Origin of the sequence: Micromonospora sp. L32 (assembly GCF_052068055.1) — a bacterium.
GTDB classification, from domain to species: Bacteria; Actinomycetota; Actinomycetes; order Mycobacteriales; family Micromonosporaceae; genus Micromonospora; species Micromonospora purpureochromogenes.
The window spans coordinates 287,321-313,342 of sequence record NZ_JBQHDD010000008.1 but is presented as its reverse complement, the minus strand read 5'-3'; the positions used below and the strand labels follow the sequence as shown (position 1 = coordinate 313,342).

The following is a 26,022-nucleotide window of genomic DNA, read 5'->3' as shown; positions in this document are numbered from 1 at the left end:
AACCCGGAAGCTAAGCCCTCCAGCGCCGATGGTACTGCACTCGGGAGGGTGTGGGAGAGTAGGACACCGCCGGACAATCTTCCAGTCGAGGGCCGCCCCATCCGGGTCGGCCCTCGACTGCGTAGCGCCACTGATGGCGCAATGAGGAAGGATGTACCTGTGAGTTCAGAACCGCAGGGCGGAGATCGTCCGCGCCGTTACCAGGATCGCGCCGACCGCCCCGAAGGGCGAGGCGCCGGCCCGCGTCGGGACGACCGTCCCCCGTACCGGGGAGACCGAGACGACCGAGGCGGCCAGCGGGGCGGCTCCGGCGCCGACCGCGGCGGCCGTGACGGCGGTGGCTTCCGCGGCGGTGACCGTCGCGAGGGTGGCTTCCGCTCCGGTCCGCGCGAGGGTGGCTTCCGCCGCGACGGCGACGCGCCAAGCGGTGACCGTCGTGAGGGCGGCTTCCGCCGCGACGGCGAGGCGCCGCGCGGTGGCGGTTTCCGTGGTGGCGAGCGCCGTGAGGGCGGTTTCCATTCGGGTCCGCGTGAGGGTGGCTTCCGCCGCGACGGCGAGGCGCCTCGTGAGGGTGGCTTCCGTGGCGGTGACCGTCGTGAGGGTGGTGGCTTCCGCCGCGACGGCGAGGCGCCGCGCGGTGGCGGTTTCCGTGGTGGTGAGCGCCGCGAAGGCGGCTTCGCCGGCGGTGACCGTCGTGAGGGCGGCTTCCGTTCCGGTCCCCGTGAGGGTGGCTTCCGCCGTGACGGCGACACCCGGGGCGGCGAGCGCCGCGAGGGTGGCTTCCGCCGCGACGGCGAGGCCCCCCGTGAGGGCGGCTTCCGTGGCGGTGACCGTCGTGAGGGCGGCTTCCGTCGCGACGGCGACACCCGGGGCGGTGAGCGCCGTGAGGGTGGCTTCCGCCGCGACGGCGAGGCCCCCCGTGGTGGCGGCTTCCGTGACGGCGAGCGCCGTGAGGGCGGCTACCGTTCCGGTCCGCGCGAGGGCGGTTTCCGCCGCGAGGGCGAGGCGCCGCGCGGGGGTGGCTACCGTGGCGGCGAGCGCCGTGAGGGCGGCTTCGCCGGCGGTGACCGTGACCGTCGTGAGGGTGGTTTCCGCCGTGACGGCGACACCCGGGGCGGCGAGCGCCGCGAAGGTGGCTTCCGCCGGGACGGCGAGGCCCCCCGTGGTGGCGGCTTCCGCGGTGGCGAGCGCCGTGAGGGTGGCTTCCGCCGCGAGGGCGACACGCGGGGCGGCGAGCGCCGCGAGGGCGGTTTCCGCCGCGAGGGCGAGGCGCCGCGCGGCGGTGGCTACCGTGGCGGCGAGCGCCGTGAGGGCGGCTTCGCCGGCGGTGACCGTGACCGTCGTGAGGGTGGCTTCCGCCGTGAGGGCGACACCCGGGGCGGCGAGCGCCGCGAAGGTGGCTTCCGCCGGGACGGCGAGGCGCCCCGTGGTGGCGGTTTCCGTGGTGGCGAGCGCCGTGAGGGCGACACGCGAGGCGGGGAGCGGCGTGAGGGCGGTTTCCGCCGCGAGGGCGAGGCGCCCCGTGAGGGTGGCTTCCGCGGCGGCGAGCGCCGCGAGGGTGGCTACCGCGGCGGTGAGCGCCGCGAGGGTGGCTTCCGCCGCGACGGCGAGGCGCCCCGTGAGGGTGGCTACCGTGGCGGCGAGCGCCGTGAGGGCGGCTACCGTGGCGGTGACCGCCGTGAGGGCGGCTACCGCGGTGGCGAGCGGCCCGAGCGTGGCGGCGAGCGCGGCGGCTACGGTGACCGGCCGCGTCGTGACGACCAGCGGGGCGTCGAGGACCGGCGCCGCGAGGGTGGCTTCGGCCCCGACCGTGGGCGGCAGGACGAGGTCGAGGGTGGTCGCGCGGTCGCGCCGGCGCTGCCGGACGAGATCTCCGCGACCGACCTCGACACGGCCGTCCGCGCCGAGCTGCTCTCGCTGAACAAGCCGGTGGCGGAGACCGTCGCCCGGCACCTGGTCGCGACCGGTCAGCTGATCGACGAGGACCCTGCCGAGGCGCTCGCCCACGCGATGGCGGCCCGCCGGCTGGCCTCGCGGATCTCCGCGGTGCGGGAGGCGGTCGGGCTGGCCGCGTACCACGCCGGGGAGTGGCAGACGGCCATCGCCGAGCTGCGGACGTACCACCGGATGACCGGGTTGCAGAGCCACCTGGCGGTGCTCGCCGACTGCGAGCGGGCGCTGGGGCGTCCGGAGCGGGCCATCGACCTGTTCCGGGGCGCCGACCGGGAGAAGCTCGACCAGGCCGTCGCCATCGAGCTGCTGATCGTGGCCGCCGGCGCCCGGGGGGACCTCGGGCAGAAGGACGCCGCGGTGGCCATGCTCCAGGTTCCCGAGCTGACCACCGACTCGACCGACCCGTGGACGGCCCGGCTGCGCTACGCCTACGCCGACGCGCTGCTGGCCGTCGGCCGTCGCGAGGAGGCACGCGAGTGGTTCTCCCGCGCCGCCGACGTCGACACCGACGGTGAGACCGACGCGGCGGAGCGGCTGCTCGAACTCGACGGCGTGCTGATCGAGGGCGACGAGGAGGACGAGCCGGCCGAGGAGATCGCCACCGGTCCGGGCGCGCCCGGCGCGGTGCCGGCCCAGCCGGACGTCGACCTGACCGCCGCCGCCGGCGACCTCACCGACGAGGACCGTCGCGACGACGAGGACGACGACTTCGACGACGAGGACGACGACCGCGACGAGGACGACGACTTCGACGAGGACGACGAGGACGACGACGACCGCGACCAGGACGACGACCGTGACGCGGACGGGCTCACCGACGACGAGCTCACCGACGAGGCGGCCACGGCCGTCGCGGCCGAGCCGCGCGCGACCGACGCCGAGTCGACCGTGAGCGACGCCGAGTCGACCGTGAGCGACGCGGTGCCGCCGGCCGGCGACGAGCCGGCCGGGCGGGGGTCGGAGTCGGACCAGCGATGACCGAGGTCGCCGGGGATCGGCTGGTCGACGGGTACACCCTGGTCGTGTTCGACCTGGACGGGGTGATCTACCTGATCGACCGGCCGATCCCCGGCGCGGTCGAGGCGGTCGGCCAGCTGCACGCCGCCGGCCGCGCGGTCGCCTACGCGACCAACAACGCCTCGCGCCGGTCGAGCGAGGTCGCCGACCTGCTCACCGGCATGGGCGTGCCGGCCGAGCCGCAGGAGGTGCTGACCTCCGCCGCGGCCGCCGCCGAGCTGCTTCGCGACCGGTTCCCCGCCGGGGCGCCGGTCCTGGTCGTCGGCGCGGAGGCGCTGCGCGCCGAGATCCGCGCCGCCGGGCTCACCCCGGTGGCCCGCGCCGACGAGTCGCCGGTCGCGGTGGTCCAGGGGTACGGCCCGCAGGTGGGCTGGGCGGACCTGGCCGAGGCGTCCGTCGCGATCCGTGCCGGGGCGACCTGGGTGGCCACCAACACCGACCGGACGCTGCCCAGCGGCCGTGGCCCGCTGCCCGGCAACGGCTCGCTGGTGGCCGCGCTGCGGCACGCCCTCGACCGGGAACCGGACGTGGTCGTCGGCAAGCCCGAGGCGGCCCTGTTCGCCACCGCCGCCCGCCGCGCCGGCGCGGGCCGGACGCTGGTCGTCGGCGACCGCCTCGACACCGACATCGAGGGTGCCCGCCGTGCCGGGCTGGACAGCCTGCTGGTGCTGACCGGCGTCAGCGACGTACCCGAACTGCTGGCGGCGCCCGAGTCGCGCCGGCCGACGTACGTGGCGATGAACCTGGCCGGGCTCTTCGACCCGGCGGCGGTGGCCCGGGTGCCGGGCGAGCCGGACACCGGCGGCTGGTCCGCCGCCCGGGTCGACGGCGGCCTGGAGCTGCGCGGCGCGGGACGGCCGCTGGACGCCCTCGTGGCGCTCTGCGCGGCGGCCTGGTCGGCGCCGGTGGACGCCGCGGACGTGCGCCCGGCGACGCCGGAGGCGCAACGCGCCCTCGCGGCGCTCGGCCTGTCGGCCTGACCGGCCCGGCCACCGCGGCCGGTGGCGCCGCGCCAACCGTCAGAGCAGCTTGCGGAGCTTCATCAGGTCGAACGGGTTCGCCTTGATCGAGACCCGGCGGGAGGCGACCGCCTTGGTGATGTCGAGCTGACCGTGCACCAGGGCGACCAGGTCGTCGCTGCCGGTGATCAGGGCGATCTTGGCCTTGGGGTCGTCGCCGTCGGCCAGGTCGACCAGCCGACCGCCGGTGATCCGGCCGTGGAACGCGGTGTCCAGGTCGGTGACGCGGCAGGCGAGCGTGCGGTCCAGGTCGATGCGCTGGCCCACCTCGGCGTGGCGCTCCAACCGGCTCGCCAGGTCGTGCAACGCCTGCCGGCACTCGTCCACGCTGGCCACATCGTCTCCTCACACCCGCCACGCCGTTCCTCGGCACCGTACCGCAATGGGTCGTCCGGGGCGCCCGGTAGCGTGAGACCCGCACACCCCGCCCCGCGGAAGGAAAACCGGCATGCAGGATGCGTGGCGCGCCTACCTCGAGCTGGCCATGGGCCTGACGGAGGCGCCCCGGAAGAAGGCCCAGGACGCCGCGCGGCGGCTGGTCGGCACGGGCGGCGCGACCGCCGCCCAGCTCCAGGCGCTCGCCGAGGAACTCGTCTCCACCGGCGCCGCCAACCGTGAGGCGCTGACCAAGCTGGTCCGCTTCGAGGTGGACCGGGCGCTCGGGGCGGTCGGTCTGGCAACCGCCGACGAGGTCGCCGAGCTGACCCGCCGGGTGCACGAGCTGGAGCGGCAGTTGCGCGAGGCCAAGGGCGTCCCGGGCGGGCCGCTGCCGGGCACGTCGCCGGTCGGCGTCACCCCGTCGGGTGTCGCCCCGACCGGCGCGGCAGGTCCGGCCACCGCCGGCGACGCGGCCGGCCCCGGCGGTGGCACGGCCGCCGGCTCCACGGGTGCCGCCCCGCCGGTCCCCGCCCCTACCAAGGCGGTGGCGAAGAAGGCCGTGGCCAAGAAGGCCATCGCCAAGAAGGCCATCGCCAAGAAGGCCATCGCCAAGAAGCCACCGGCGTCGGTGAGCACCACCACCGGCGACGTCGCGACGTCGCCGGCCCGGCCGGTGAAGAAGGCCGCCCCGCGCAAGCGCACCACCGGCGGCGCGGAATGACGCCCGCCGCCGCCCGGAGCGCCCGGTGAGCGCCCCGTTCCGCCCCGGGCCGCCGCCCGGCGCGCGTCCGGGGCCGCCACCGGGGGCGCGTCCCGGTCCGCCGCCCGGGCCCCGGCCGGGGCCGCCGCCGACCGGGTACGAGGACGTCGAGGAGGCGCACCACCCGGCCGTCGACGCCGCCGTGCAGGCGATGATCAACGCCGAGGGGCTGCCCCCGGCCGACCAGATCGCCCAGTACGAGGCGGCGTACCAGACGCTGCGGGAGACCCTCGCCACCATCGACCAGGCCTGAACCGACCGGAGAACCACCCCATGGCACGTCGTACCCGCCTCGACGCCGAACTCGTCCGCCGCGGCCTGGCCCGTTCCCGGGAGCAGGCCGCCGCGCTGGTCGAGGCCGGCCGGGTCCAGCTGCGCGGGGTGCCGGCGCGCAAGGCCGCCGCGATGGTCGACCCGGCCGACCCGCTGCTGGTCACCGGCGAGGACCCCAGCTTTGAGTACGTCTCCCGGGGCGGCCACAAGTTGGCCGGTGCCCTCGCGGCGTTCGCACCGGGCGGGCTGACCGTCGCCGGGCGGCGCTGCCTCGACGCGGGTGCCTCCACCGGTGGCTTCACCGACGTGCTGCTGCGCGCCGACGCCGCCGAGGTCGTCGCGGTGGACGTCGGGTACGGCCAGCTCGCCTGGCCGCTGCGCACCGACGAGCGGGTGAAGGTCTTCGAGCGCACCAACGTCCGCACGCTGACCCCGGCGGTCATCGGCGGCGAGGTGGACCTGACCGTGGCCGACCTGTCGTTCATCTCGCTGCGCCTGGTGCTGCCGGCGCTGGCCGGCTGCACCCGCGCCGACGGCGACCTGGCGTTGATGGTCAAGCCACAGTTCGAGGTGGGCAAGGAGCGGGTGGGTGCCGGCGGCGTGGTCCGCGACCCGGCGCTGCGGGCCGAGGCGGTGCTCGACGTGGCCGCCGCCGCGGCCGGGCTCGGGCTGGGCCTGGCCGACGTGGCGGCCAGTCCACTTCCGGGACCCAGCGGCAACGTCGAGTTCTTCGTATGGTTACGCCGGGACGCCCCGGCGGCCGACCCCGAGCGGGTACGGGCCGTGGTGGCGGCGGGGCCCGAGGGCCCGGCCACCGCCGGCGATCTGCCGGCGGACCGGACCGGGGAGGTGACAGGGTGAGCGACGAGCGGAACCCGACGAGCGGGGGACGAGAGGCGGATCCGGTGGGCGACAGCGACGGGGTGAGTCCCGGCGGCACGCACGGGCGGGTGGCCCGGTGAGCCGCACCGCGCTGCTGGTGACGCACACCGGTCGGCGGCGCAGCACCGAACACGCCCGGGCCGTGGCCGCCGATCTCATCGCCGCCGGCTTCGAGGTGCGGGTGGTGGCCGAGGAGGCCGACGACCTCGACCTGCCTGGCGTGGTGCCGGTGACCGGGCCGGAGGCGGCCGAGGGCGCCGAGATCGTCTTCGCCCTCGGCGGGGACGGCACCTTCCTGCGCGCGGCCGAGCTGGCCCGCCCCGCCAAGGCGCCGCTGCTCGGCATCAACCTCGGCAAGGTCGGCTTCCTCGCCGAAGCCGAGATCAACGACCTCGACGTGGCGGTCCGCGACGTGGTCGGGCGCAACTACACCGTGGACGAACGGCTCACCCTCGACGTGACCGCCGAGTTCGACGGCGGCCCGACCATCGAGTCGTGGGCGCTCAACGAGATCAGCGTCGAGAAGGGCGAGCGGGCCCAGATGCTGGAGCTGCTCGTCGACGTCGACGGCCGCCCGCTGTCCCGGTACGGCTGCGACGGGGTGGTCTGCGCGACCCCCACCGGCTCCACCGCGTACGCGTTCTCCGGCGGCGGCCCGGTGGTCTGGCCCGAGGTGGAGGCCCTGCTGCTGGTGCCGATCAGCGCGCACGCGCTGTTCAGCCGCCCGCTGGTGACCGCGCCGACCTCCACGTTCTCGATCACCGTGGACCCGTTCACCACCCTCGCGGTGCTCTGCTGCGACGGCCGGCGGGTCTTCGACCTCCCGCCGGGCGCCCGGGTGACGGTGCGCCGCGGCGCGCTGCCGGTGCGCATCGTCCGGCTGCGGGCCCGGCCGTTCACCGACCGCCTGGTGGCCAAGTTCGGGCTGCCGGTGCAGGGCTGGCGCGGCAGCCGGCGCTGAGCACCCACCGGGCGGGGCGGCGCACGTACCCGCCGGCCCGTGCCGGCCATGCGTCGGACACGCGGCCGTGCGGGTCGCCGTCGCCCCGTGTCCACCTGGCGACATGTCGCCGGTGCGGCGGGCCTTCCCTAGTGACCCAGCGATGATCTTCGGCGCAGACTCCGGAGCGCCGACCTCCCCGAGGCCGGCCTCGGAGTAGAGGAGTACATCGCATGCACCGGTCCCCACGCTGGCTCAGTGCCGGCGCGGTCGGCGCGTTGGTGGTCGGACTCACCGCACCGGCGTCCGCCGACCCGCCCGCCCGGCCCAGTGGCCCGAGTTCGGCCACGACCGCCACGAGCGGCGCGCCCGCCCGCATCACCCTGATCACCGGCGACCAGGTGGAGCTGGCTCCCGCCGCACCCGGTCGGGTCGCCGCCACCGTCCACCCCGGCCCCGGCCGGGACCGGATCACCTTCCACACCATCGAAGCCGACGGTGGGCTGCGGGTGCTGCCCAGCGACGTCGTGCCGTACCTCTCCGCCGGTGTGCTCGACGCCGAGCTTTTCGACGTGCAGGAACTGGTCGCCGACGGGTACGGCGACGCCGCTCAGGGCGCGTTGCCACTGATCGTGCGCTACCAGCAGCCGGCCGGCGGACGGGTCCGTCCGCTCGCCGGGGCCACCGCCGCCCGCCCGCTGGAGAGCATCAACGGCGCCGCGCTGAAGGTCGGCAAGAAGGAGCTCGGCGGGCTGTGGACGACGCTCCGCGGCACGCCGCAGGCGCGTACCGCGGCCGGTGCGCCGGTCCGGCTCGGCGCCGGCATCGACCGGGTCTGGCTGGACGGGCGGGTGCGCGCGGACCTGGAGCACAGCGTGCCGCAGATCGGCGCCCCGACGGCCTGGGCGGCCGGGCGGGACGGCGCCGGTGTCGAGGTCGCCGTGCTGGACACCGGGGTCGACGCGAACCACCCCGACCTGGCCGGGCGGATCGTCGAGGCGAAGGACTTCAGCGGCACCGGCAGCGCGCAGGACGGGCACGGCCATGGTACCCACGTGGCGTCCACCATCGCCGGCAGCGGCGCCGCCTCCGGCGGGCTGCGCAAGGGCGTGGCGCCGGGTGCGCGGCTGCTCGTCGGCAAGGTGCTCGACGACAACGGCACCGGATACGACTCGGGGATCATCGCGGGCATGGAGTGGGCCGCCCACTCCGGCGCCAAGGTCGTCAACATGAGCCTCGGCGGCGACGCCACCGACGGCACCGACCCGATGAGCCAGGCGGTCAACGACCTCACCGCCGAGACCGGCACCCTCTTCGTGATCGCCGCCGGCAATTCGGGCGCGGCGCAAACCGTCGGCTCGCCGGGCGCCGCGACCGCGGCGCTCACCGTCGGCGCGGTGGACCGCGACGACAATCTGGCCGGATTCTCCAGCCGCGGCCCCCGGCTCGGCGACAACGGCCTGAAGCCGGAGATCACCGCCCCGGGCGTCGGCATCGTCGCCGCCCGCGCCGCCGGCACCACCATGGGTACGCCGGTGGGCGACGCGTACACGCGGGCGTCCGGGACGTCGATGGCGACCCCGCACGTCGCCGGCGCGGTGGCGATCCTCTCCCAGGAGCACCCGGACTGGACCGCCGGGAAGCTCAAGGACGCGCTGGTCAGCACGACGAAGGCGAACCCCGCGCTGACCGTCTTCGAGCAGGGCGGCGGCCGGGTTGACGTGGCCGGCGCGCTGAGCCAGCGGGTGTACGGCTCGGCCACTGCCGACTTCGGCCGGGTGAACACCGGCGGTGCGGCGGTGGAGCGGACCGTTACGTACACCAACGGCACGTCGTCCCCGCAGACCCTGCGGCTGGCCCTGGAGCTCCGCAACCTGGACCGCGGTGCGGCCGAGCCGGACGGGGTGTCGCTCGACGGCACGGAGGTGACCGTGCCGGCCGGCGGCAGCGTGAACGTCGCGCTGCACGCCGACCCGGCGAAGCTGGACCGGGGAGTGCACGGAGGGTGGCTGGTGGCCACCGGCCCGGACGGTGTCGCGGTACGCACGGCCGTCGGGCTGACCCTCAGTGGCCCGATCCACACCGTCACCCTGCGGGCGCTGGACATGGCCGGGCAGTCCGGCGTGGCGACGGTGTTCACCCTCTTCGGCGAACACCGCGAGTCGGACCAGCTCGGCTGGATCCCCGGCGAGGTGCAGGTGCAGGTCGAGGAGGGCCCGTACCTGCTCGAGGGGTTGATCCATCACGGCGCACCGCTGGACGAGCAGCTCACCCTGGTCACCGATCCCGAGCTCATGGTCGACCGGGACCTCACCGTGGTGCTCGACCCGCGCAAGGCCACGCCGGTGCGGATCGAGACGCCGAAGCCGACCGAGCAGCGGGCGGTGATCAGCTTCTTCGAGCACCGGATCTTCGGCAACGGCCGGCAGGTCGACCACGGAGTGATGGAGTTCAGCACGGTCCAGCAAGTGAACGTCACGCCCACCCGGCCGGTGAGTCAGGGCGAGTTCGAGTTCTCCTCGCGGTGGCAGCTGGTCGCTCCCATGGTGGACGCCAAGGTCAGCAACGTCTCCGGTCCGCTGGACATCAACCTGCTGCACCAGTCGCCGGCTCCCGACGGCCGGCGGAGGCTGCCGCTGGTGTGGGCGGGCGACGGCACCCCCGCCGAGCTGTCCCGAGCCGGGGTCCGAGGTGCGGCCGCGCTGGTCGCCAGCAGCCCCGAGGTTGTCGCGGAGGACCAGATCGTCGCCGATGCCGCCGCGGCGGGCGCCGCGATGGTGCTCATGGTCCGCCCGGCGGATTGGAGCGCGTGGACGGTCTGGGTTCCCGACGGGGACCGCCTGCCGATTCCGTCGATGGTGGTCGCGTACGACGACGGGCAGCGGATGATCGCGGCGGCAAAGGCCGGACGCGTGACGCTGGACCTGACGCTGACCCCGAACAGCCCCTACCTGTACGACGTGTGGCAGGTGTCGAAGGGGCGGATCCCGGACCGCATCGTGCACCAGGTGACCGCGGACAACACCGCCGAGGTGACCGCCCGCTACGCCGACACCGGCGGGTTCGACTGGGCCGGCGAGCAGCGGTTCGGCTGGCGGCCCTGGCAGGAGTACTCCTGGATGGACGAAAAGCGGTTGGTGCGTACCGGCACCATGCGGCAGGAGTTCGTCAGCGCCGGGGACAACTGGTGGCAGCAGCGGGTGCTGCACAAGCTCCCCTGGTCCTGGGGCCGGCTGACCGGGGGCTCCACGCAGCAGCCCCGGCAGTACGCCGCCGACGACCGGGTCACCGAAACCTGGCACGCGCCGGTGTCTCGGCCGGCCGTGCCGGCGGGTCCCGGGGTGGCGGTGCCCACGCGTACCGGGGACAACCTCGACCTGCGGGTGGCCGAGTTCGTCGACGCCGACGGCCACTACAGCCCGGCCGGGTTCAGCGAGGAGCAGGACACCGTCGAGCGCCGGCTGAGTCGGGACGGGCAGCAGATCGCCGACCTCTCCGGCGGCTGGGCACCGGTTCCGACCACCCCGGGTTCGGCCCGCTACCGGCTGGACGTCACCACGCGGCGGTCGTCGGACGAGTGGCGCTGGGCCACCCGGACCGAGACGGCCTGGGAGTTCACCTCGGCCCGCCCGGCCGGGGACAGTGCCCAGCCGCTGCCGCTGCTCCAGGTGGACTACCGGGTCCCCGCCGACCTGCGCGGCACGGTTGCCGGTGGGCGTCCGCACCAGCTGGAGCTGACGCTGCGCCAGCCGGCGGGCGTATCGGCCCCGAAGGGCACCAGCCTGCGGGTGGAGGTGTCGTTCGACTCCGGCGCGACCTGGCGGTCGGTGCCGGTGCACGGCACCGACACCCGGTACACCGCGTCGGTGCCGGCCGGCAAGGGAGCCGTGTCGCTGCGGGTGCACGCCGCCGACAGCGCCGGCAACGTCGTCGACCAGACCGTGATCGACGCGTACGGGCTGCGCTGAGCCGGGCGTCCGCGCGGGTCGACCCCCCTCCCGCGCGGACGCCTCCGTCGGCCCGTCCGGCTGCCGCCAGAACATGGTGGGCAACCGGACCGGGCCGGCCAGTGGCCGCCGCCGGCACCGCCTTCGGGTGGCGGGACCGGCGGCGGCTCGGCCGGTGCGGGGCCGGCCGGCGGTCAGTGGCGGGCCGGCGGGCGGTTGGTGGTGGGGCCGGTCGGCGGATCAGAGCCAGCCGCGCCGGGCGGCCTGGTAGGCCAGGCCGGGGCGGGTGTCCACCCCGGCGACCGTCATCAGGTCGGCGAGCCGGCGTTGCACGGTGCGCCGGCTCACCCCGAGCTGGGAGGCGATGGACTTGTCCGGCACCCCGGCCACGAAGAGCGAGAGCAGCCGGACCTCGTCGGCGTCCGGCAGGTAGCCGTCCGCGTCGCCGGCCGGCGTGGTGGCGGACCGCAGCGGAGTGGCCACCAGCCAGTGGCTCTCGAAGAGGGCGAGCAGCGCGTCGAGCAGTTGGCTGCGGCCGATCACCGCGGCGCTCGGCTCGCCGATGTCCCGGTCGGGCACCAGCGGGCAGATCGCCGTCCGGGCGTCCACGATGGCCAGCCGGACCGGCAGCCGGTCCAGCACCCGGGCCTGCTCGCCGGCGCGTACGCCCAGCTCCACGTCCGCCAGCCCGCCCGGTTCGAGGAGCATCTCCCGCTCGTAGATGGCCCGGTAGCGCACCCCGCGGGCCAGGGCGTCGAACTCCTCGACGTTCTCCGATCCGGGCATCGTCAGCGGGTTCGCCCGGCAGAACCAGAGCACCTCGCTGCGCGCCGAGTTCTGCACGTCGCGCAGCCGTTCCCGGAGCACCCCGGCGCCGGTGATCACCTCCACCAGGTGGTCGGCGTCGTGCCGGCGCAGGCCGGCCCGGTACTCCTCGGTGAGCCGGGTGACCGCCGCGCGGGCCGCCTCCAGTGCCTCCTGGCGGCGCAGCAACGCCTCGCCGAGCGCGACGTCGGGGGCCAGCGGCCGCAGCGGCCCGTCCGGGTCGGGACCGGTCGGCAGGACCAGCCCCTTGTCGCGCAGGGTGTCGAGCTGGGCGACGACCTCGGCGCGCGGGCGGCGCAGCGACCGGGCCAGCTCGTCGGCCCGCGCCACGGTGAGCTGCACCAGGCGGCGGTACAGCTCCTCCTCGTCCGGGGTCAGGCCGATCACGTCCAACACGGGGCTGAACTGTACGCACGACTCCCCCCGGCGTCGCCGGCTGGTCAAGTGTCGGGGGCCGCGTCTACTGTCGGTTGCTGTGCTGGAAGAGCTGCGCATCACCGGACTGGGCGTCATCGAGGACACCACGCTGCCGTTGACCGGCGGGATGAACGTCATCACCGGCGAGACCGGTGCCGGCAAGACCATGGTGGTGACCGGCCTCGGCCTGCTCTTCGGTGGCCGGGCCGACGCCGGGCGGGTCCGGGCCGAGCCGGGCCGGGCGGTGGTCGAGGGGCGGCTGCGCCTCGGTGGCCGGCTCGCCGACGCGGTGCACGCCCGGATCGTCGACGCCGGCGGCGAGCCCGACGAGGACGGCTCGCTGCTGCTGAGCCGCACGGTCACCGTCGAGGGCCGGTCCCGGGCCCACCTGGGCGGGCGGAGCATGCCGGTGTCGATGCTCGGCGAGGTCGGCGAGCAGGTGGTGGCGGTGCACGGCCAGTCCGACCAGCTGCGCCTGCTGCGTCCCGCCGAGCAGCGCGCCGCGCTGGACCGGTTCGCCGGGCCGGAGCACGAGAAGCTGCTCGACGCGCTGCGCGAGGCGTACGGCCGGTGGCGGCACGTGGTGGACGACCTGGCCGACCGCCGGCGCAACGCCCGCGCCCGCAACCAGGAGGCGGACCTGCTGCGGTTGGGCCTCGACGAGATCACCCGGGTCGACCCGCAGCCCGGCGAGGACGACGAGCTGAAGGCCGAGGCGCAGCGGCTGGAGCATGCCGAGGGGCTGCGCACCGCGGCGCAGCTCGCCCACCAGTGCGTCGCCGGTGGCGCGGAGGCCGCCGACGAGACGCCCGACGCCACGGCGCTGCTGGGCACCGCCCGGCGCACCCTCGAGGCGCAGGCCGGCACCGACCCGGCCCTCGGCGAGCTGGCGGTCCGGCTGGAGGAGGCGGCCACCCTGGTCGCCGACGTCTCCGCCGAGCTGTCGACGTACCTGGCGGCGCTGGACGCGGACCCGGCCCGGTTGCAGGTCATCTACGAGCGGCGGGCCGCGCTGCGCGCGCTGACCCGCAAGTACGCCGACGACGTCGACGGGGTCATCGCCTGGGCCGAGCGGGCCGGCACCCGACTGTCCGACCTGGACAACTCCGACGAGCTGCTCGACGAGCTGGACCGCGAGGCCACCCGGCTCGCCGGCGAGGTGGCCGAGCTGGCCGGCCGGGTGTCCACGTCCCGCCACGAGGCGGCGACCCGCTTCGCCGAGCAGGTCACCGTCGAGCTGGCCGGGCTGGCCATGCCGCACGCCCGGATCGACGTGGCGGTGGTCTCCCGGCCGGTGGGCCGGGCCGAGCCGAGCCTCACGGTCAACGGCGTCGAGGCCGGCATCGGCCCGGATGGCGCCGACGAGGTCGAGTTGCGGCTGCTGGCCCACCCGGGCGCGCCCTCGCTGCCGCTGCAGCGCGGCGCCTCCGGCGGCGAGCTGTCCCGGGTGATGCTCGCCATCGAGGTGGTCTTCGCCGGCTCCGGTGGCCCGCCGACGCTGGTCTTCGACGAGGTGGACGCCGGCGTCGGCGGCCAGGCGGCGGTGGAGATCGGCCGCCGGCTGGCCCGGCTGGCCCGCAGCCACCAGGTGCTGGTGGTCACCCACCTGCCCCAGGTGGCCGCCTTCGCCGACCGGCACCTCGTGGTGGCGAAGGACACCGGGGGAGCGGTGACCACCAGTGGGGTCCGTGTGGTGGAGGACACCGAGCGGGCCCGGGAGCTGGCCCGGATGCTCGCGGGTTTGCCCGATTCCGACCTGGGTATCGCGCATGCGGAGGAACTCCTGGCGGTGGCGGCCAAGGAAAGGCGGCCCTGACCGTCGCTATTGTGAGCGCAAGCACACCGGCCTGCGCTCCGGTGTGCTTCCCTGGGTAGGCGGCCCTGCTCAGGCATGTCGCGACAGAAAAGCCTGCCTCACATGCCAGGATGGTCACGATGCGTCTACCCACGTTGCGCCGGACCCGGAACGCGGAACCGGGCTCAGTCCTCGGCACCGCACGTCTCGATCGTCGTACGAAACGGCTGGTCGGCCGGCTCCGCCCCGGTGACATCGCGGTGATCGACCACGTCGACCTGGACCGGGTGGCGGCCGACTCGCTGGTCGCCGTCGGCGTCGCCGCGGTGCTCAACGCCAAGCCGTCGGTCTCCGGGCGCTACCCCAACCTCGGCCCCGAGGTGCTGGTGGGCGCCGGCATCCCGCTCCTGGACGACCTGGGCGAGGGGGTGTTCGAGCGGATCCGCGAGGGCGACACCATCCGGATCGAGGGCAACACCGTCTACGTCGGCGACGAGCCGGTCGCCCACGGGGAGCTCCAGGACGCCGAGACGGTGGCCAAGGCGATGGCCGACGCCCGGGAGGGGCTGTCGGTCCAGCTCGAGGCGTTCGCCGCCAACACCATGGACTACCTGCGGCAGGAACGCGACCTGCTGCTCGACGGGGTGGGCGTACCGGACATCCAGACCCAGGTCCAGGGCCGGCACTGCCTGATTGTGGTCCGTGGCTACGACTACAAGGACGACCTGGACGTGCTGCGCCCGTACATCCGGGAGTTCAAGCCGGTGCTGATCGGCGTGGACGGCGGGGCGGACGCGCTGGTCGAGGCGGGGTACACCCCCGACATGATCATCGGCGACATGGACTCGGTCACCGACGACGTGCTGCGCTGCGGCGCCGAGGTGATCGTGCACGCCTACCCGGACGGGCGGGCGCCCGGCCTGGCCCGGGTCACCGGGCTCGGCGTGCCGGCGATCACCTTCCCCGCCGCCGCCACCAGCGAGGACCTCGCGATGCTGCTGGCCGACGAGAAGGGCGCCTCGCTGCTGGTCGCCGTCGGCACCCACGCCACGCTGGTGGAGTTCCTGGACAAGGGCCGCGGCGGCATGGCCTCGACCTTCCTCACCCGGCTCAAGGTCGGCGGCAAGCTGGTCGACGCCAAGGGCGTGAGCCGGCTCTACCGGCAGAGCATCTCGGGCTCGTCGCTGCTGCTGCTGGTCCTCTCGGCGGTCGCCGCGATGGCCTCCGCGGTGGCGGTCTCCACCGTCGGGAAGGCGTATTTGGGCGTGGTCTCGGAGTGGTGGGACAATTTCGTGTTCCAGCTCGGCCAGCTCTTCTAGCTCCCCGACCGATCAAGAGGCTGCAAGCGTGATCAACTTCCGGTACCACGTGGTGTCCCTGACCGCGGTCTTCCTGGCGTTGGCCATCGGCCTGGTGGTCGGCACGGCCGCCCTCAACGGCCCCGTGGCGGACTCGCTCAAGGAGAACGTCAACGCGCTGCGCAAGGACAACCAGCAGATGCGTCAGTCGGTCAACAACATGCAGAAGGAGCTGGAGCTCGAGGAGGACTTCGCCGCCCAACTGGCGCAGGTCGTCCTGCCGGGCAAGCTCACCGGCAAGCGGGTGCTGGTGCTGAGCCTGCCCACCGGCCGCGACCACACCGAGGGCGTGCTGAAGATGCTCGAACTCGGCGGGGCCGACGTGACCGGTCGGGTCGACCTGCAGGACAAGTTCATCAACCCGGACAACAACACCAACCTGATGGAGCTGGCGGTGACCGCCGCGCGGCCCACCGCGCCCGCCTCCGCGCTGCCCGGCAACGGCAACGGGGTGGAGACCTCCAGCGCCCTGCTGGCCAGCGTGCTGCTCGACCGGGCCCAGGGCACCCCCGCCGTCACCGACGCCGACCGCCGCGCGGTGCTGAACTCGTACGCCAACAACGGCTACCTGACCACCGAGCAGAAGGTCACCGGGTCGGCCGAGGCCGTCGTGCTGGTCAGCGGGCAGCCGTACGTGGACAAGGACTCCGCCAAGAAGGACGAGTCGGTGGTCAAGGTCGCCGAGCAGTTCGACCGGACCGGCTCGATCGTGGTCGGCGGCAACGGCTCGGCCGGCGGCAACCTGGTCGCGATCGTCCGGGGCGACCCGGTGCTCGCCCAGACCATCACCACCGTCGACAACGCCAACACCGTGCAGGGCCAGCTGGTCACCAGCCTCGCCCTGGTGCAGCAGCTCACCGAAAAGAAGGCCGGCCAGTACGGCGTCGGCGACAACGCCGCGTCCCTGCTGCCTAGACTGCCCCAGTGAGCGAACGACGTACCCCGGTGACCGGAGTCCACCCGAGCGTCGCATCCGGCAGGGCCGCGTGAACGGGCTGGGGCGGCTGCTGGCCGCCGCCGTCGGCGCCGCGACCGCCCGGTACGCGCTGCGCGAGATCCGTACCGCCCCGCCCGCCCCGGCGCTGGAGCGGACCAACTTCCGCGGCCGCACCGTCACCCTGGCGGCCGGCCCGGCCCTCGCGGTCGGCGCGGCGGGTGCCGGCGCGTTCGGTGCCACCAGCGTCCCCGCCGGCGCGGCGGCGCTGGTCGCCGGCCTCGGCGCGGGCGCGGTCGGGCTCTACGACGACGTGGTGGGCGGGCGGCCCGAGCAGAAGACCGCGAAGGGCTTCACCGGCCACCTGGCCGCGCTGCGCGAGGGCCGGGTCACCGCCGGCACGATCAAGGTGCTCGGGGTGGGTGCCGCCGGGCTCGGCGCGGCCGTCCTGCTCGCCGCCGACCCCCGGGTCGCCGCCCAGCGCGCGGGGCAGCGCCCCCTCGCCCGCGCGGTCGACGTGCTCCTCGGCGCCGGGGTGGTGGCCGGCACCGCCAACCTGCTCAACCTGCTCGACCTGCGCCCCGGCCGGGCCCTCAAGTCCGGCCTGCTGCTCGGCGCCCCGCTGACCCGGGGCCCGCACGGCGGTATCGCCGCCGGAGCGGTCGGCGCGGCCGGCGGGTTGCTCGGCGAGGACCTCGACGAGCAGGTGATGGTCGGCGACAGCGGCGCCAACGCCCTCGGCGCGGTGCTCGGCGTGGCGCTGGCCGCCCGGACCGGGCCGGTCGGGCGGGCCGGGATCCTGGCCGTGCTCGCCGGGCTCACCGCGGCCAGCGAGAAGGTCAGCTTCACGGCTGTCATCCAGCGCACCCCCGGCCTGCGCGAACTCGACGCCCTGGGTCGGCGATCCGGCTGACGTGACCAGACCGGCACCCCTCGCCGGCGCCGGCCGTGTGGCCGGAGCGGCCGCCCTCATCGCCGTCCTCACCGTGGTCAGCCGCCTGGCCGGCTTCGGTCGTACCGCCGTGTTCACCTGGACGCTGGCCCCGACCGACCTCGGCGGCGCGTACGTGGTGGCCAACGCCGTACCCAACTTCATCTTCGAGATCGTCGCCGGCGGGGCGCTGGCCAGCCTGGTCGTACCGCTGCTGGCGGGGGCGGTCGCGGCCGGCGACCGGCGGGCGGTGGCCGCCACCACCGGCGCGCTGCTGACCTGGACGGTCACCCTGCTGGTGCCCCTCGCGGTGCTGGTGGTGCTGGCCGCCGGGCCGATCGTCGGCCTGCTCGGCGACGGCCTCAGCGTCGCCCAGCAGCACAGCGGCGAGCGGATGCTGCGGCTGTTCGCGCCGCAACTGCCGCTCTACGGCATCGGCATCGTGCTGACCGGCGTGCTCCAGGCGCACCGGCGGTTCGCCTGGCCGGTGATCGCTCCGCTGCTCAGCAGCGCCACCGTGATCACGGTCTACCTCGCCTTCACCGCCGTCGAGGGGCGGCTGGCCACGGTCGCCGAGGTCAGTAGCGCGGGGGAGCTGATCCTGGCCGGTGGCACCACCGCCGGGGTGGTGGTGCTGTCGCTGTCGCTGCTGGTCCCGCTGCGCCGGCTCGACCTGCGGCTGCGCCCCGGGTACGGCTTCCCGGCCGACGCCCGGACCCGGGTCGGCGGGCTGGCGGTGGCCGGCGCGGTGACCGTCACCACCCAGCAGATCGCGCTGATCGTCAGCCTCAACCAGGTCACCTACGGCGCGGCGACCAACCCCGGGGTGTACAACCTCGCCCAGACCGTCTACCTGCTGCCCTGGGCGGTGCTCGCGGTGCCGCTGGCGGTCGCCGCATACCCGACGCTGGCCGCGGCCCGGGCCGCCGCCGACGAGGACGCCTACCGGCGGACCCTCGCCCCCGCCGTGCGCGGCGTGCTGATCTTCAGCAGCCTCGGCGCCGCCGCCCTGGTCGGCGTCGCGACGCCCATCGGGTACTTCTTCTTCCCGGCGCAGACCGCGCCGGCCGCCGCCGCCGCGATCGCCGGTTTCGCCCCTGGACTGCTCGGTTACGGACTCTTCGCGGTGCTCACCCGCGCCCTGTACGCCCGGGGCGAGACCCGGACGGCGACCTGGGCCACCGCGCTCGGCTGGCTGTCGGTGCCGGCCGCCGCGCTGGCGCTGGGGGCGGCGCTGCCGCTGCGCGACCGGGTGCTGGCGGTGACCCTGGCCAACTCGCTGGGGATGCTGCTCCTCGGCGGCCTGCTGCTGGCCGCGGTGGCCCGCTCGGCCGGCCGGGCGGCCCTGTCCGGCGCGGGCCGCGCCGCCACCGCCGGTGTGCTCGCCGCCGCGCTCGCCGCGCCCGCCGGCGCGCTCACCGCCCGGTGGCTCGCCGACGTCGCCGACGGCACCCCGACGACACCGGAGGCACTCGTTCAGGGCATGCTGTCCGGGGCCGTGGTGGGCGTGGTGTTCCTCGGCGTGGCCTACCTGGCCGACCGGCCGGACGTCCGGCCGCTGCTCGCCAGCGTGGGCCGCCGGCTGCGCCCGCGCCGGCGCGGCCCGGGGCCCGACCAGGCGCAGGAGGGCGGCCGGCCGGAACGGGATGACGGGAAGGAGACGGTGTCCCGGTGAGCGCGAGGAGTGAGCCGGGTCTGCGAGCCCCGCAGTCGCGAGCGGAAGATGTCGCGGTGAGCGCGAGGAGTGAGCCGGGTCTGCGAGCCCCGCAGTCGCGAGCGGAAGATGTCGCGGTGAGCGCGAGGAGTGAGCCGGGTCTGCGAGCCCCGCAGTCGCGAGCGGAAGATGTCGCGGTGAGCGCGAGGAGTGAGCCGGGTCTGCGAGCCCCGCAGTCGCGAACGGAAGGTGAGCACCGATGACCGACGCTTCCTCGGCGCCGCGCTCGCAGGGCACGGTCGTCCTGCTGCTCGCCTCCAGCACCGGCGGGGTCGGGCAGCACGTCCGCTCGGTGGCCCGCGGCCTCACCGAGGCCGGCGTCCCCGTGCTGGTGTGCGGGCCCGCCGCCACCCAGGACCAGTGGGACTTCACCGCCGTCGGCGCGCGCTTCGCCCCGGTGGAGATCCCGGCCAGCCCCACCCCGGCCGACGCGCGGGCCGTGTCCGCGCTGCGCCGGACCCTGGCCGCCGAGACGGTACGGGTCGTGCACGCCCACGGGCTGCGCGCCGGTCTGGTCGCCACGCTCGCCCGGCCGGCCGCGCCGGTCGTGGTCACCTGGCACAACGCGGTGCTCGCCGGCGGGGTGCGCGGTCAGCTCTCCCGACTGGCCGAGCGGGTCGTGGCCCGCTCCGCCCGGGTCGCGCTCGGCGCCTCGGCCGACCTGGTCGAGCGGGCCGCCGCGCTGGGCGCCGCCGACGCCCGGCTCGCCCCGGTCGCCGCACCCACCCTGCCCGCCCCGCGCCGCCGGCGCGCCGCCGTACGCGCCGAGTTCGGCGTCGTACCGGGCCAGCCGCTGGTGCTCTCCGTCGGCCGGCTGCACCCGCAGAAGCGGTACGACGTGCTGGTCGACGCCGCGGCCCGCTGGCGTACCCGGACCCCACCGCCGGCCGTCGTGATCGCCGGCAGCGGACCGGCGTACCTGCAACTGGCCGCCCGGATCTCCGCCGCCCGCGCGCCGGTGACCCTGCTCGGCCACCGCACCGACGTGGCGGACCTGCTCGCCGGCGCGGACCTGGCGGTGGTCACCAGCGACTGGGAGGCCCGGCAGTTGTTCGCGCAGGAGGCGCTGCGGGCCGGCGTACCGCTGGTGGCGACCGCCGTGGGCGGCCTGCCGGAGCTGGTCGGCGACGCCGCGGTGCTGGTGCCGGCGGGAGACGTCGACGCGATCGACGCGGCGGTGCGCGCGCTGCTGGACGACGAGAGCCTCCGCGCCGACCTCGCCCGGCGCGGCGCCGCCCGCGCCGCGACCTGGCCGACCGAGGAGGACACCGTCGCCGCGCTGCTGGACCTCTACGCCGAGTTCGGTCCCGACGCCGCCGGGCCGGCCGCGCCCGGTGCGGACACCGGATCGACGGGACGCCGCTGATGCTGCGCAGACTCACCCCGGTCCTGCTCACCCTGCTGGTGGTGGTGCTCGGCGTGACCGCCCTGGCGGCCCGCCCGGAGACCGGCGCGCCCCGGCGCACCGCCGACTTCGTGGTGCTCGCCGGCGTGGCCGGGCTGCGCTGGGACGACGTCGACCCGCAGACCACCCCGACCCTGTGGCGGATGGCCCAGCAGGGCTCGATCGGCTCGCTGTCCACCCGCTCCGCGCACCGCCCCACCTGCCCGGTGGACGGGTGGCTCACCCTCGGCGCGGGCAGCTACGCGGCCTGGAACGGCAGCCGGCAGGAGGGCGCCTGCCCGCCGGTCGGCGTGACGATCGAGCAGCCGGACCGGATCGGCGCGAACCTGCCCGACCAGGAGAGCGTGGTCCTGCACAACCAGGAACGGCTGCCCTGGGGGGCGGTGCCCGGCTCGCTGTCGGAGTCGGTGCGCTGCTCGGTGGCGATCGGCCCCGGCGCCGCCGTCGCCGCGGCCCGTCCCTTCGGCCGGGTCGACCGGTACGCGCCGAAGCTGCCCGACGACCCCGCCGGCCTGCTCGGCTCCTGCGTGCTGAGCATCGTCGACCTGGGCACGGTGGCCGGCGACGACCCGGCGACCCGGGCCGCCGAGGCCCGTCGGGTCGACGCGGCGCTGGCCACGGTGCTCGCCGCCCGCCCGCCCCGCTCGCTGGTGATGGTGGCCGGGGTCTCCGACACCGAGACTCCGTCCCGGCTGCACGTGGCCGTCGCCGACGGCCCCGGCTGGGAGGGTGGCCTGCTCACCTCCGCCAGCACCGGCCGGGAGGGCTACCTGCAACTGGTCGACCTGGCCCCGACCGCGCTCGCCGCGCTCGGCCGGCCGATGCCCGAGCGGCTCTTCCTCGGCCGCCCGGCGATCCGCGTCGACGGCCGGCCGGACGACCTGGCCGCCGCGATCGCCGCCCCGGCGGACGCCGACCGGGAGGCCGGCGCCCAGCGCAGGGTGGCCGGCTGGTTCTTCGCCCTGCTCGCCCTGGCGCAGGTGGCGCTCTTCGTGACCGTGCTGCCGCTGCTGCGCCGGGCCCGCCGGCTCGCCGGCCCGCACAGCCCGCCGCCGGTCTCCCGCCGGGTGGTGGCGACCGTGGAGCTGCTGCTCATCGCCGTCGCGCTGGCGGTGCCGGCCGCGCTGCTCGCCGACGCGGTGCCCTGGTGGCGGGTGGACCACGCCGGCTGGTGGTTCGCGCTGGTGACCGTGGCCCTGATCGTCGCGGCCACCGCCCTGGTGCGCCTCGCACCCGGCCACGACCGCACCCTCGGCCCGCTCGGCGCGGTCGCCGGGCTGGCCACCCTGGTGGTCGGCGCGGACGTGCTCAGCGGCGCCCGGTTGCAGCTCAACGGCGTGGTCGGCTACTCGGCGCTGGAGGGCGGCCGGTTCTCCGGGCTCGGCACGGTGGGCCTCGGGGTGTTCCTCGCCGGCGCGCTGCTCAGCGCCGGTTGGCTCGCCCAGCGGTTCCGCCGGGCGTGGCGGCCGATGGTGGTGGTGACGGTCGGCGGGACGGCCGCGGTGGTGGTCGGCAGCCCGTACCTCGGCTCCGACCCGATCGGCGCGGTCGCCCTCACCGCCGGGGTGGCGGTCGCCGCGGCGATCTCCACCGGCGGCTGGCTCACCGTCAGCCGGCTGGTCTGGGCCACCATGGCGGGCCTGGCGCTGACCATCGGGTACGCCGTGGTGGACCTGCGCCGGCCGGCGGAGGAGCGGGGCAGCCTCGGCCGGTTCCTCGCCGCCCTGGGCGACGGCACCGGCGGGTTGACGGTGCACCGCTCCAGCACCGCGAACTTCGAGACCCTGGTGAACAGCCCGCTGACCCTGCTCGCCGTGGTCGGCGCCCTGCTGGTGTGGTTCGCCCTGCTCCAGCCCTGGGGCGGGCTGATGCGGCTGTTCGGCATCTACCCGGCGATCCGGGCGGCGATGGCCGGTACCGCCGTGGCGGCGGTGATCGGCGGGCTGCTCGGCGGCTCGGCCCTGGACGTGGCCGGGGCGGCCGCCGCGCTGGTGGTGCCGATGGCGGCGCTGGCCTCGCTGCGGGTGCTCGACCACTCCACCGACCGCACCCAGCCGGGCGCCGGCCGGCAGCGCGGCGACGGGCCGGCCGGCCCGCCCGCCGGGGACGCGCCGGACGGCGGACCGGGCGGGGGCAGCACCACCACGGCCGACGAGCACCCGCGCGCCGACCGCCCGCCGCCCGACGGCGCGGGCACCCGGGACGCGGCCCCGGCCGACGACGCGGCTCCGGCCGGGGTCGAGGGCGGCTCCGGTGACCCGAGTACGGCGACCGGCGACACCGCCCGCACCGCCGACAGCGAGGCCGGGGACGATGGCGACACCGCCGGCACCGCCGGCAGCGAGGCCGGTGACGGCGACGGCGACGGCGACGGTGGTGGGCGGAGCGCGGGGGAGCGGGCGGCGGGAGCGGGCGGTGCCCGCGGTGCCGGCGTGCCCGCCGCGCGGGCCGGGGAGCCGGCCACCCCGACATCGACCGAGGTCACGACGGGTTGACCCGCTGCGGGCTCCGACGCGGGCCGGGGTGGGTGCGACGCCCGCCCCGGCCGGAGAGGTGTTACCGTGGAATCCCGTGGATCGCGTGATCACTTTGCTGATCGGCACGGCGGTTCGCACGACCGCTACGGACGACACGGGAGCAGGCCTTGGCCCCTTCAGCACGGACGACCAGGCACATTTTCGTCACCGGGGGCGTCGCCTCCTCGCTGGGTAAGGGCCTCACCGCCTCCAGCCTCGGCAATCTGCTCACCGCGCGCGGGCTGCGTGTGGTGATGCAGAAGCTCGACCCGTACCTCAACGTCGACCCGGGGACGATGAACCCGTTCCAGCACGGTGAGGTCTTCATCACCGATGACGGCGCCGAGACCGACCTCGACGTCGGGCACTACGAGCGCTTCCTTGACCGGGACCTGTCCGGCAAGGCGAACGTCACCACCGGCCAGATCTACTCGGACGTGATCGCCAAGGAGCGGCGCGGCGAGTACCTGGGCGACACCGTCCAGGTGATCCCGCACATCACCAACGAGATCAAGTCCCGGATCCTCGGCATGGCCGACCCGGACGGCGACGGCCAGATCCCGGACGTGGTGATCACCGAGGTGGGCGGCACCGTCGGCGACATCGAGTCGCTGCCGTTCCTGGAGGCGATCCGCCAGGTGCGCCACGACCTGGGCCGGGACAACTGCTTCTACCTGCACGTCTCGCTGGTGCCGTACCTGGCGCCCTCGGGCGAGCTGAAGACGAAGCCGACCCAGCACTCGGTGGCCCAGCTGCGCAACATCGGCATCCAGCCCGACGCGATCGTGTTGCGCTGCGACCGGGAGATCCCGGAGAAGCTCAAGGAGAAGCTCTCGCTCTACTGCGACGTGGACCGGGAGGCGGTCGTCGCCGCCCCGGACGCGCCGAGCATCTACGACATCCCGAAGGTGCTGCACCGCGAGGGCCTCGACGCGTACGTGGTGCGCCGGCTCGGCCTCTCCTTCCGCGACGTCGACTGGGCCAGCTGGGACGACCTGCTGGACCGGGTGCACCAGCCGCACCACACGGTGACCGTCGCGGTGGTCGGCAAGTACGTCGACCTGCCCGACGCGTACCTGTCGGTGAGCGAGGCGATCCGGGCCGCCGGCTTCGGCCACCGGGCCCGGGTGCAGCTGCGCTGGGTGCCCAGCGACGACTGCGTCACCCCGGCCGGCGCCGCGGCGGCCCTGGCCGGCGCGGACGGCATCGTCATCCCGGGCGGCTTCGGGGTGCGCGGCATCGAAGGCAAGATCGGCACCGCCCGGTACGCCCGCGAGAACGGCATTCCGCTGCTCGGCCTCTGTCTCGGCCTGCAGTGCATGACCATCGAGGTGGCCCGTCACCTGGCCGGCCTGGACGGCGCCAACTCGCTGGAGTTCGACGAGGAGGCCACGCACCCGGTCATCGCCACCATGGCCGACCAGGAGGACATCGTCGCCGGCAAGGGCGACCTGGGCGGCACCATGCGGCTCGGGGCGTACCCGGCGACGCTGGCCGAGGGCTCGCTCGTCGCCGAGGCGTACGGCAGCACCGAGGTCAGCGAGCGGCACCGGCACCGCTACGAGGTGAACAACGCCTACCGCGACCAGCTCACCAAGGCCGGCCTGCACATCTCCGGCACCTCGCCGGACGGCCGGCTGGTCGAGTTCATCGAGCTGGACCGCGGCCTGCACCCGTTCTTCGTGGCCACCCAGGCGCACCCGGAGGTGAAGAGCCGCCCGACCCGCCCGCACCCGCTCTTCGCGGCGTTCGTGAAGGCGGCTGTGGCGTACTCGGAGGCCGACCAGTTGCCGGTGGACCTGGACGCGATGGCGGAGGCCCCGACGGCGAAGAAGGCGTCCCGCAACGGCGCTACGGCGAAGGCGGCGTCCGCCTCGTGAGCGCCGTCGAGCACCGCTACGAGCTGCGGGACCGGCAGGAGCGCTTCCAGGGCCGGATCTTCTCGGTGGTCACCGACGAGGTGACCATGCCCGGCGGCGGCACCGCGAAGCGGGACTACGTCCGGCACGTCGGCGCGGTCGCCGTGGTGGCCCTCGACGACGCCGGCCAGGTGGTGCTCGTCCGGCAGTACCGGCAGCCGGTGGGGCGGCACCTCTGGGAGCTGCCGGCCGGGCTGATGGACGTCGACGGCGAGCCGCTGCCGGCGGCCGCGGCCCGCGAGCTGGCCGAGGAGGCCGACCTGACCGCCGGCACCCTCGACCTGCTGGTCGACGTGCACACCTCGCCGGGCTTCTCCGACGAGGTGGTCCGGGTCTTCCTCGCCCGCGACCTCGCCGACGTGCCGGCCGAGCAGCGGCACGAGCGCCGCGACGAGGAGGCCGACATCCAGATCGTCCGGCTCGACCTGGACGAGGCGGTCGGCATGGTGCTGGCCGGGGAGATCACCAACGGTCCGTGCGTGGCCGGGCTGCTGGCCGCCGCCCGGGCCCGCGACGCCGGCTGGTCGGTGCTGCGCCGGGCCGACGCCCCGCTGCCCCGCTGAACGGGTACGCCCCGGAAGGGCCGCGCGGTTCGCCGCGCGGCCCTTCCGCGTCTCCGCCCCCACCTGCCGCTCGCTCCATCACGTCGCGCGCACCGGGCGCCTGCCGCACCGGTGCCTGCGTCGCGCTTTGCGGCGTGTCGCGGTATCCGCCCGCCGGGACACCGCGACACGCCGCAAAGCGCGGCGGCGGTGGTGGCCCTCGGTCGGCCCCTCGGATCGGCGGGGTCCGCGTCGGGGTGGCCCGTGCGCCGGGTGCCGGGGCGCGGACCGGCGGGCACCGAGCGCGGCGGCGTGGACACCCGGCGTGTCGCCTGCGGGTTCCGCCCGGCGGTAGCCGCCGCGCGGTGCGACGATGAGGGCGAACGCCGAGCGGGGGAGCGGGCCCGCACGCCTGACACATCGTCAGGCGGATCGGGCACCGGATGTCACTGTGCTGGGCCCCGGAGGGTGCTCCCGCGCCTAGACTGCCGCCGGCG

Annotated in this window: 19 protein-coding genes and 1 rRNA gene; 17 read left to right on the top strand and 3 right to left on the bottom strand. The window is 75.7% G+C overall.

The genetic code is table 11. From position 1 onward, the window contains the following. Positions 1-75: ribosomal RNA gene (gene rrf, locus ACTMTB_RS23325) — 5S ribosomal RNA — on the top strand; the annotation flags it as partial. A gap of 90 nt (positions 76-165) precedes the next feature. Here rrf and ACTMTB_RS23320 read toward each other — a convergent pair. After that, the gene (locus tag ACTMTB_RS23320) at positions 166-1,953 is read right to left on the bottom strand and encodes a hypothetical protein (protein WP_441148359.1); all 1,788 of its coding nucleotides are present in this window, start codon (positions 1,951-1,953) and stop codon (positions 166-168) included. Here ACTMTB_RS23320 and ACTMTB_RS23315 point away from each other — a divergent pair, their 5' ends adjacent. Together ACTMTB_RS23315 and ACTMTB_RS23310 are read left to right on the top strand one after the other, a co-directional pair. Then, on the top strand, positions 1,954-2,931 hold the full coding sequence (locus ACTMTB_RS23315; RefSeq protein WP_441148373.1) for a Replicase polyprotein 1ab: 978 nt from the start codon (positions 1,954-1,956) through the stop codon (positions 2,929-2,931). It begins immediately after the preceding gene. Next, positions 2,928-3,950, top strand: coding sequence for an HAD-IIA family hydrolase (locus ACTMTB_RS23310; RefSeq protein ID WP_441148358.1), 1,023 nt, complete (start codon positions 2,928-2,930; stop codon positions 3,948-3,950). The genes ACTMTB_RS23315 and ACTMTB_RS23310 overlap by 4 nt, the downstream gene beginning before the upstream one ends. Positions 3,951-3,989: 39 nt before the next feature. Here the strand turns inward: ACTMTB_RS23310 and ACTMTB_RS23305 are convergent, their stop codons facing one another. Continuing rightward, positions 3,990-4,325 (bottom strand): SCP2 sterol-binding domain-containing protein, encoded by a 336-nt coding sequence (locus tag ACTMTB_RS23305; protein WP_154937954.1) that lies wholly within the window; start codon positions 4,323-4,325, stop codon positions 3,990-3,992. A 112-nt stretch (positions 4,326-4,437) separates the two neighbouring features. Here ACTMTB_RS23305 and ACTMTB_RS23300 point away from each other — a divergent pair, with 112 nt between their 5' ends. From ACTMTB_RS23300 to ACTMTB_RS23280, 5 genes are all read left to right on the top strand, one after another. Beyond that, entirely contained in the window at positions 4,438-5,088 is a 651-nt protein-coding gene (locus ACTMTB_RS23300; protein ID WP_441148357.1) for a phasin family protein, read from the top strand. A gap of 25 nt (positions 5,089-5,113) precedes the next feature. Then, complete coding sequence (locus tag ACTMTB_RS23295) at positions 5,114-5,380, top strand: hypothetical protein (RefSeq protein WP_210779545.1); 267 nt, start codon at positions 5,114-5,116, stop codon at positions 5,378-5,380. Between the two features lie 20 nt (positions 5,381-5,400). Further along, a complete protein-coding gene (locus ACTMTB_RS23290) occupies positions 5,401-6,261 on the top strand; it encodes a TlyA family RNA methyltransferase (RefSeq protein WP_441148356.1) in 861 nt (286 codons plus the stop codon). 97 nt (positions 6,262-6,358) lie between these two features. Beyond that, positions 6,359-7,243 (top strand): NAD kinase, encoded by an 885-nt coding sequence (locus tag ACTMTB_RS23285; RefSeq protein WP_088962661.1) that lies wholly within the window; start codon positions 6,359-6,361, stop codon positions 7,241-7,243. Positions 7,244-7,455: 212 nt separating this feature from the next. Continuing rightward, entirely contained in the window at positions 7,456-11,190 is a 3,735-nt protein-coding gene (locus ACTMTB_RS23280) for a S8 family serine peptidase (RefSeq protein WP_441148355.1), read from the top strand. Positions 11,191-11,409: 219 nt separating this feature from the next. On the opposite strand, the gene ACTMTB_RS23275 is transcribed toward ACTMTB_RS23280, so the two are convergent. Next, positions 11,410-12,390: a helix-turn-helix domain-containing protein gene (locus tag ACTMTB_RS23275; RefSeq protein WP_441148354.1), complete on the bottom strand. Its 981-nt coding sequence runs from the start codon at positions 12,388-12,390 to the stop codon at positions 11,410-11,412. Positions 12,391-12,469: 79 nt separating this feature from the next. On the opposite strand from ACTMTB_RS23275, the gene recN reads away from it, so the two are divergent. The 9 genes from recN to ACTMTB_RS23230 all read left to right on the top strand — a co-directional run bounded on the left by recN (position 12,470) and on the right by ACTMTB_RS23230 (position 25,546). Continuing rightward, on the top strand, positions 12,470-14,227 hold the full coding sequence (gene recN, locus ACTMTB_RS23270; protein WP_441148353.1) for a DNA repair protein RecN: 1,758 nt from the start codon (positions 12,470-12,472) through the stop codon (positions 14,225-14,227). Positions 14,228-14,346: 119 nt separating this feature from the next. Beyond that, on the top strand, positions 14,347-15,525 hold the full coding sequence (gene steA / locus ACTMTB_RS23265) for a putative cytokinetic ring protein SteA (protein WP_210779694.1): 1,179 nt from the start codon (positions 14,347-14,349) through the stop codon (positions 15,523-15,525). 28 nt (positions 15,526-15,553) lie between these two features. Further along, the gene (locus ACTMTB_RS23260; RefSeq protein ID WP_441148352.1) at positions 15,554-16,492 is read left to right on the top strand and encodes a copper transporter; all 939 of its coding nucleotides are present in this window, start codon (positions 15,554-15,556) and stop codon (positions 16,490-16,492) included. Between the two features lie 58 nt (positions 16,493-16,550). After that, the gene (locus tag ACTMTB_RS23255; RefSeq protein WP_441148351.1) at positions 16,551-17,411 is read left to right on the top strand and encodes a hypothetical protein; all 861 of its coding nucleotides are present in this window, start codon (positions 16,551-16,553) and stop codon (positions 17,409-17,411) included. A gap of 1 nt (position 17,412) precedes the next feature. Next, complete coding sequence (gene murJ, locus ACTMTB_RS23250; RefSeq protein WP_441148350.1) at positions 17,413-19,104, top strand: murein biosynthesis integral membrane protein MurJ; 1,692 nt, start codon at positions 17,413-17,415, stop codon at positions 19,102-19,104. 238 nt (positions 19,105-19,342) lie between these two features. Further along, positions 19,343-20,509, top strand: coding sequence for a glycosyltransferase family 4 protein (locus ACTMTB_RS23245; protein WP_441148349.1), 1,167 nt, complete (start codon positions 19,343-19,345; stop codon positions 20,507-20,509). Next, complete coding sequence (locus ACTMTB_RS23240; RefSeq protein WP_441148348.1) at positions 20,509-23,043, top strand: hypothetical protein; 2,535 nt, start codon at positions 20,509-20,511, stop codon at positions 23,041-23,043. Before ACTMTB_RS23245 ends, ACTMTB_RS23240 begins: the two co-directional genes overlap by 1 nt. A 149-nt stretch (positions 23,044-23,192) precedes the next feature. Further along, positions 23,193-24,944: a CTP synthase gene (locus ACTMTB_RS23235; protein WP_441148347.1), complete on the top strand. Its 1,752-nt coding sequence runs from the start codon at positions 23,193-23,195 to the stop codon at positions 24,942-24,944. Then, positions 24,941-25,546: an NUDIX domain-containing protein gene (locus tag ACTMTB_RS23230; RefSeq protein ID WP_441148346.1), complete on the top strand. Its 606-nt coding sequence runs from the start codon at positions 24,941-24,943 to the stop codon at positions 25,544-25,546. The genes ACTMTB_RS23235 and ACTMTB_RS23230 overlap by 4 nt, the downstream gene beginning before the upstream one ends. The last annotated feature ends 476 nt before the right edge of the window (positions 25,547-26,022 follow it).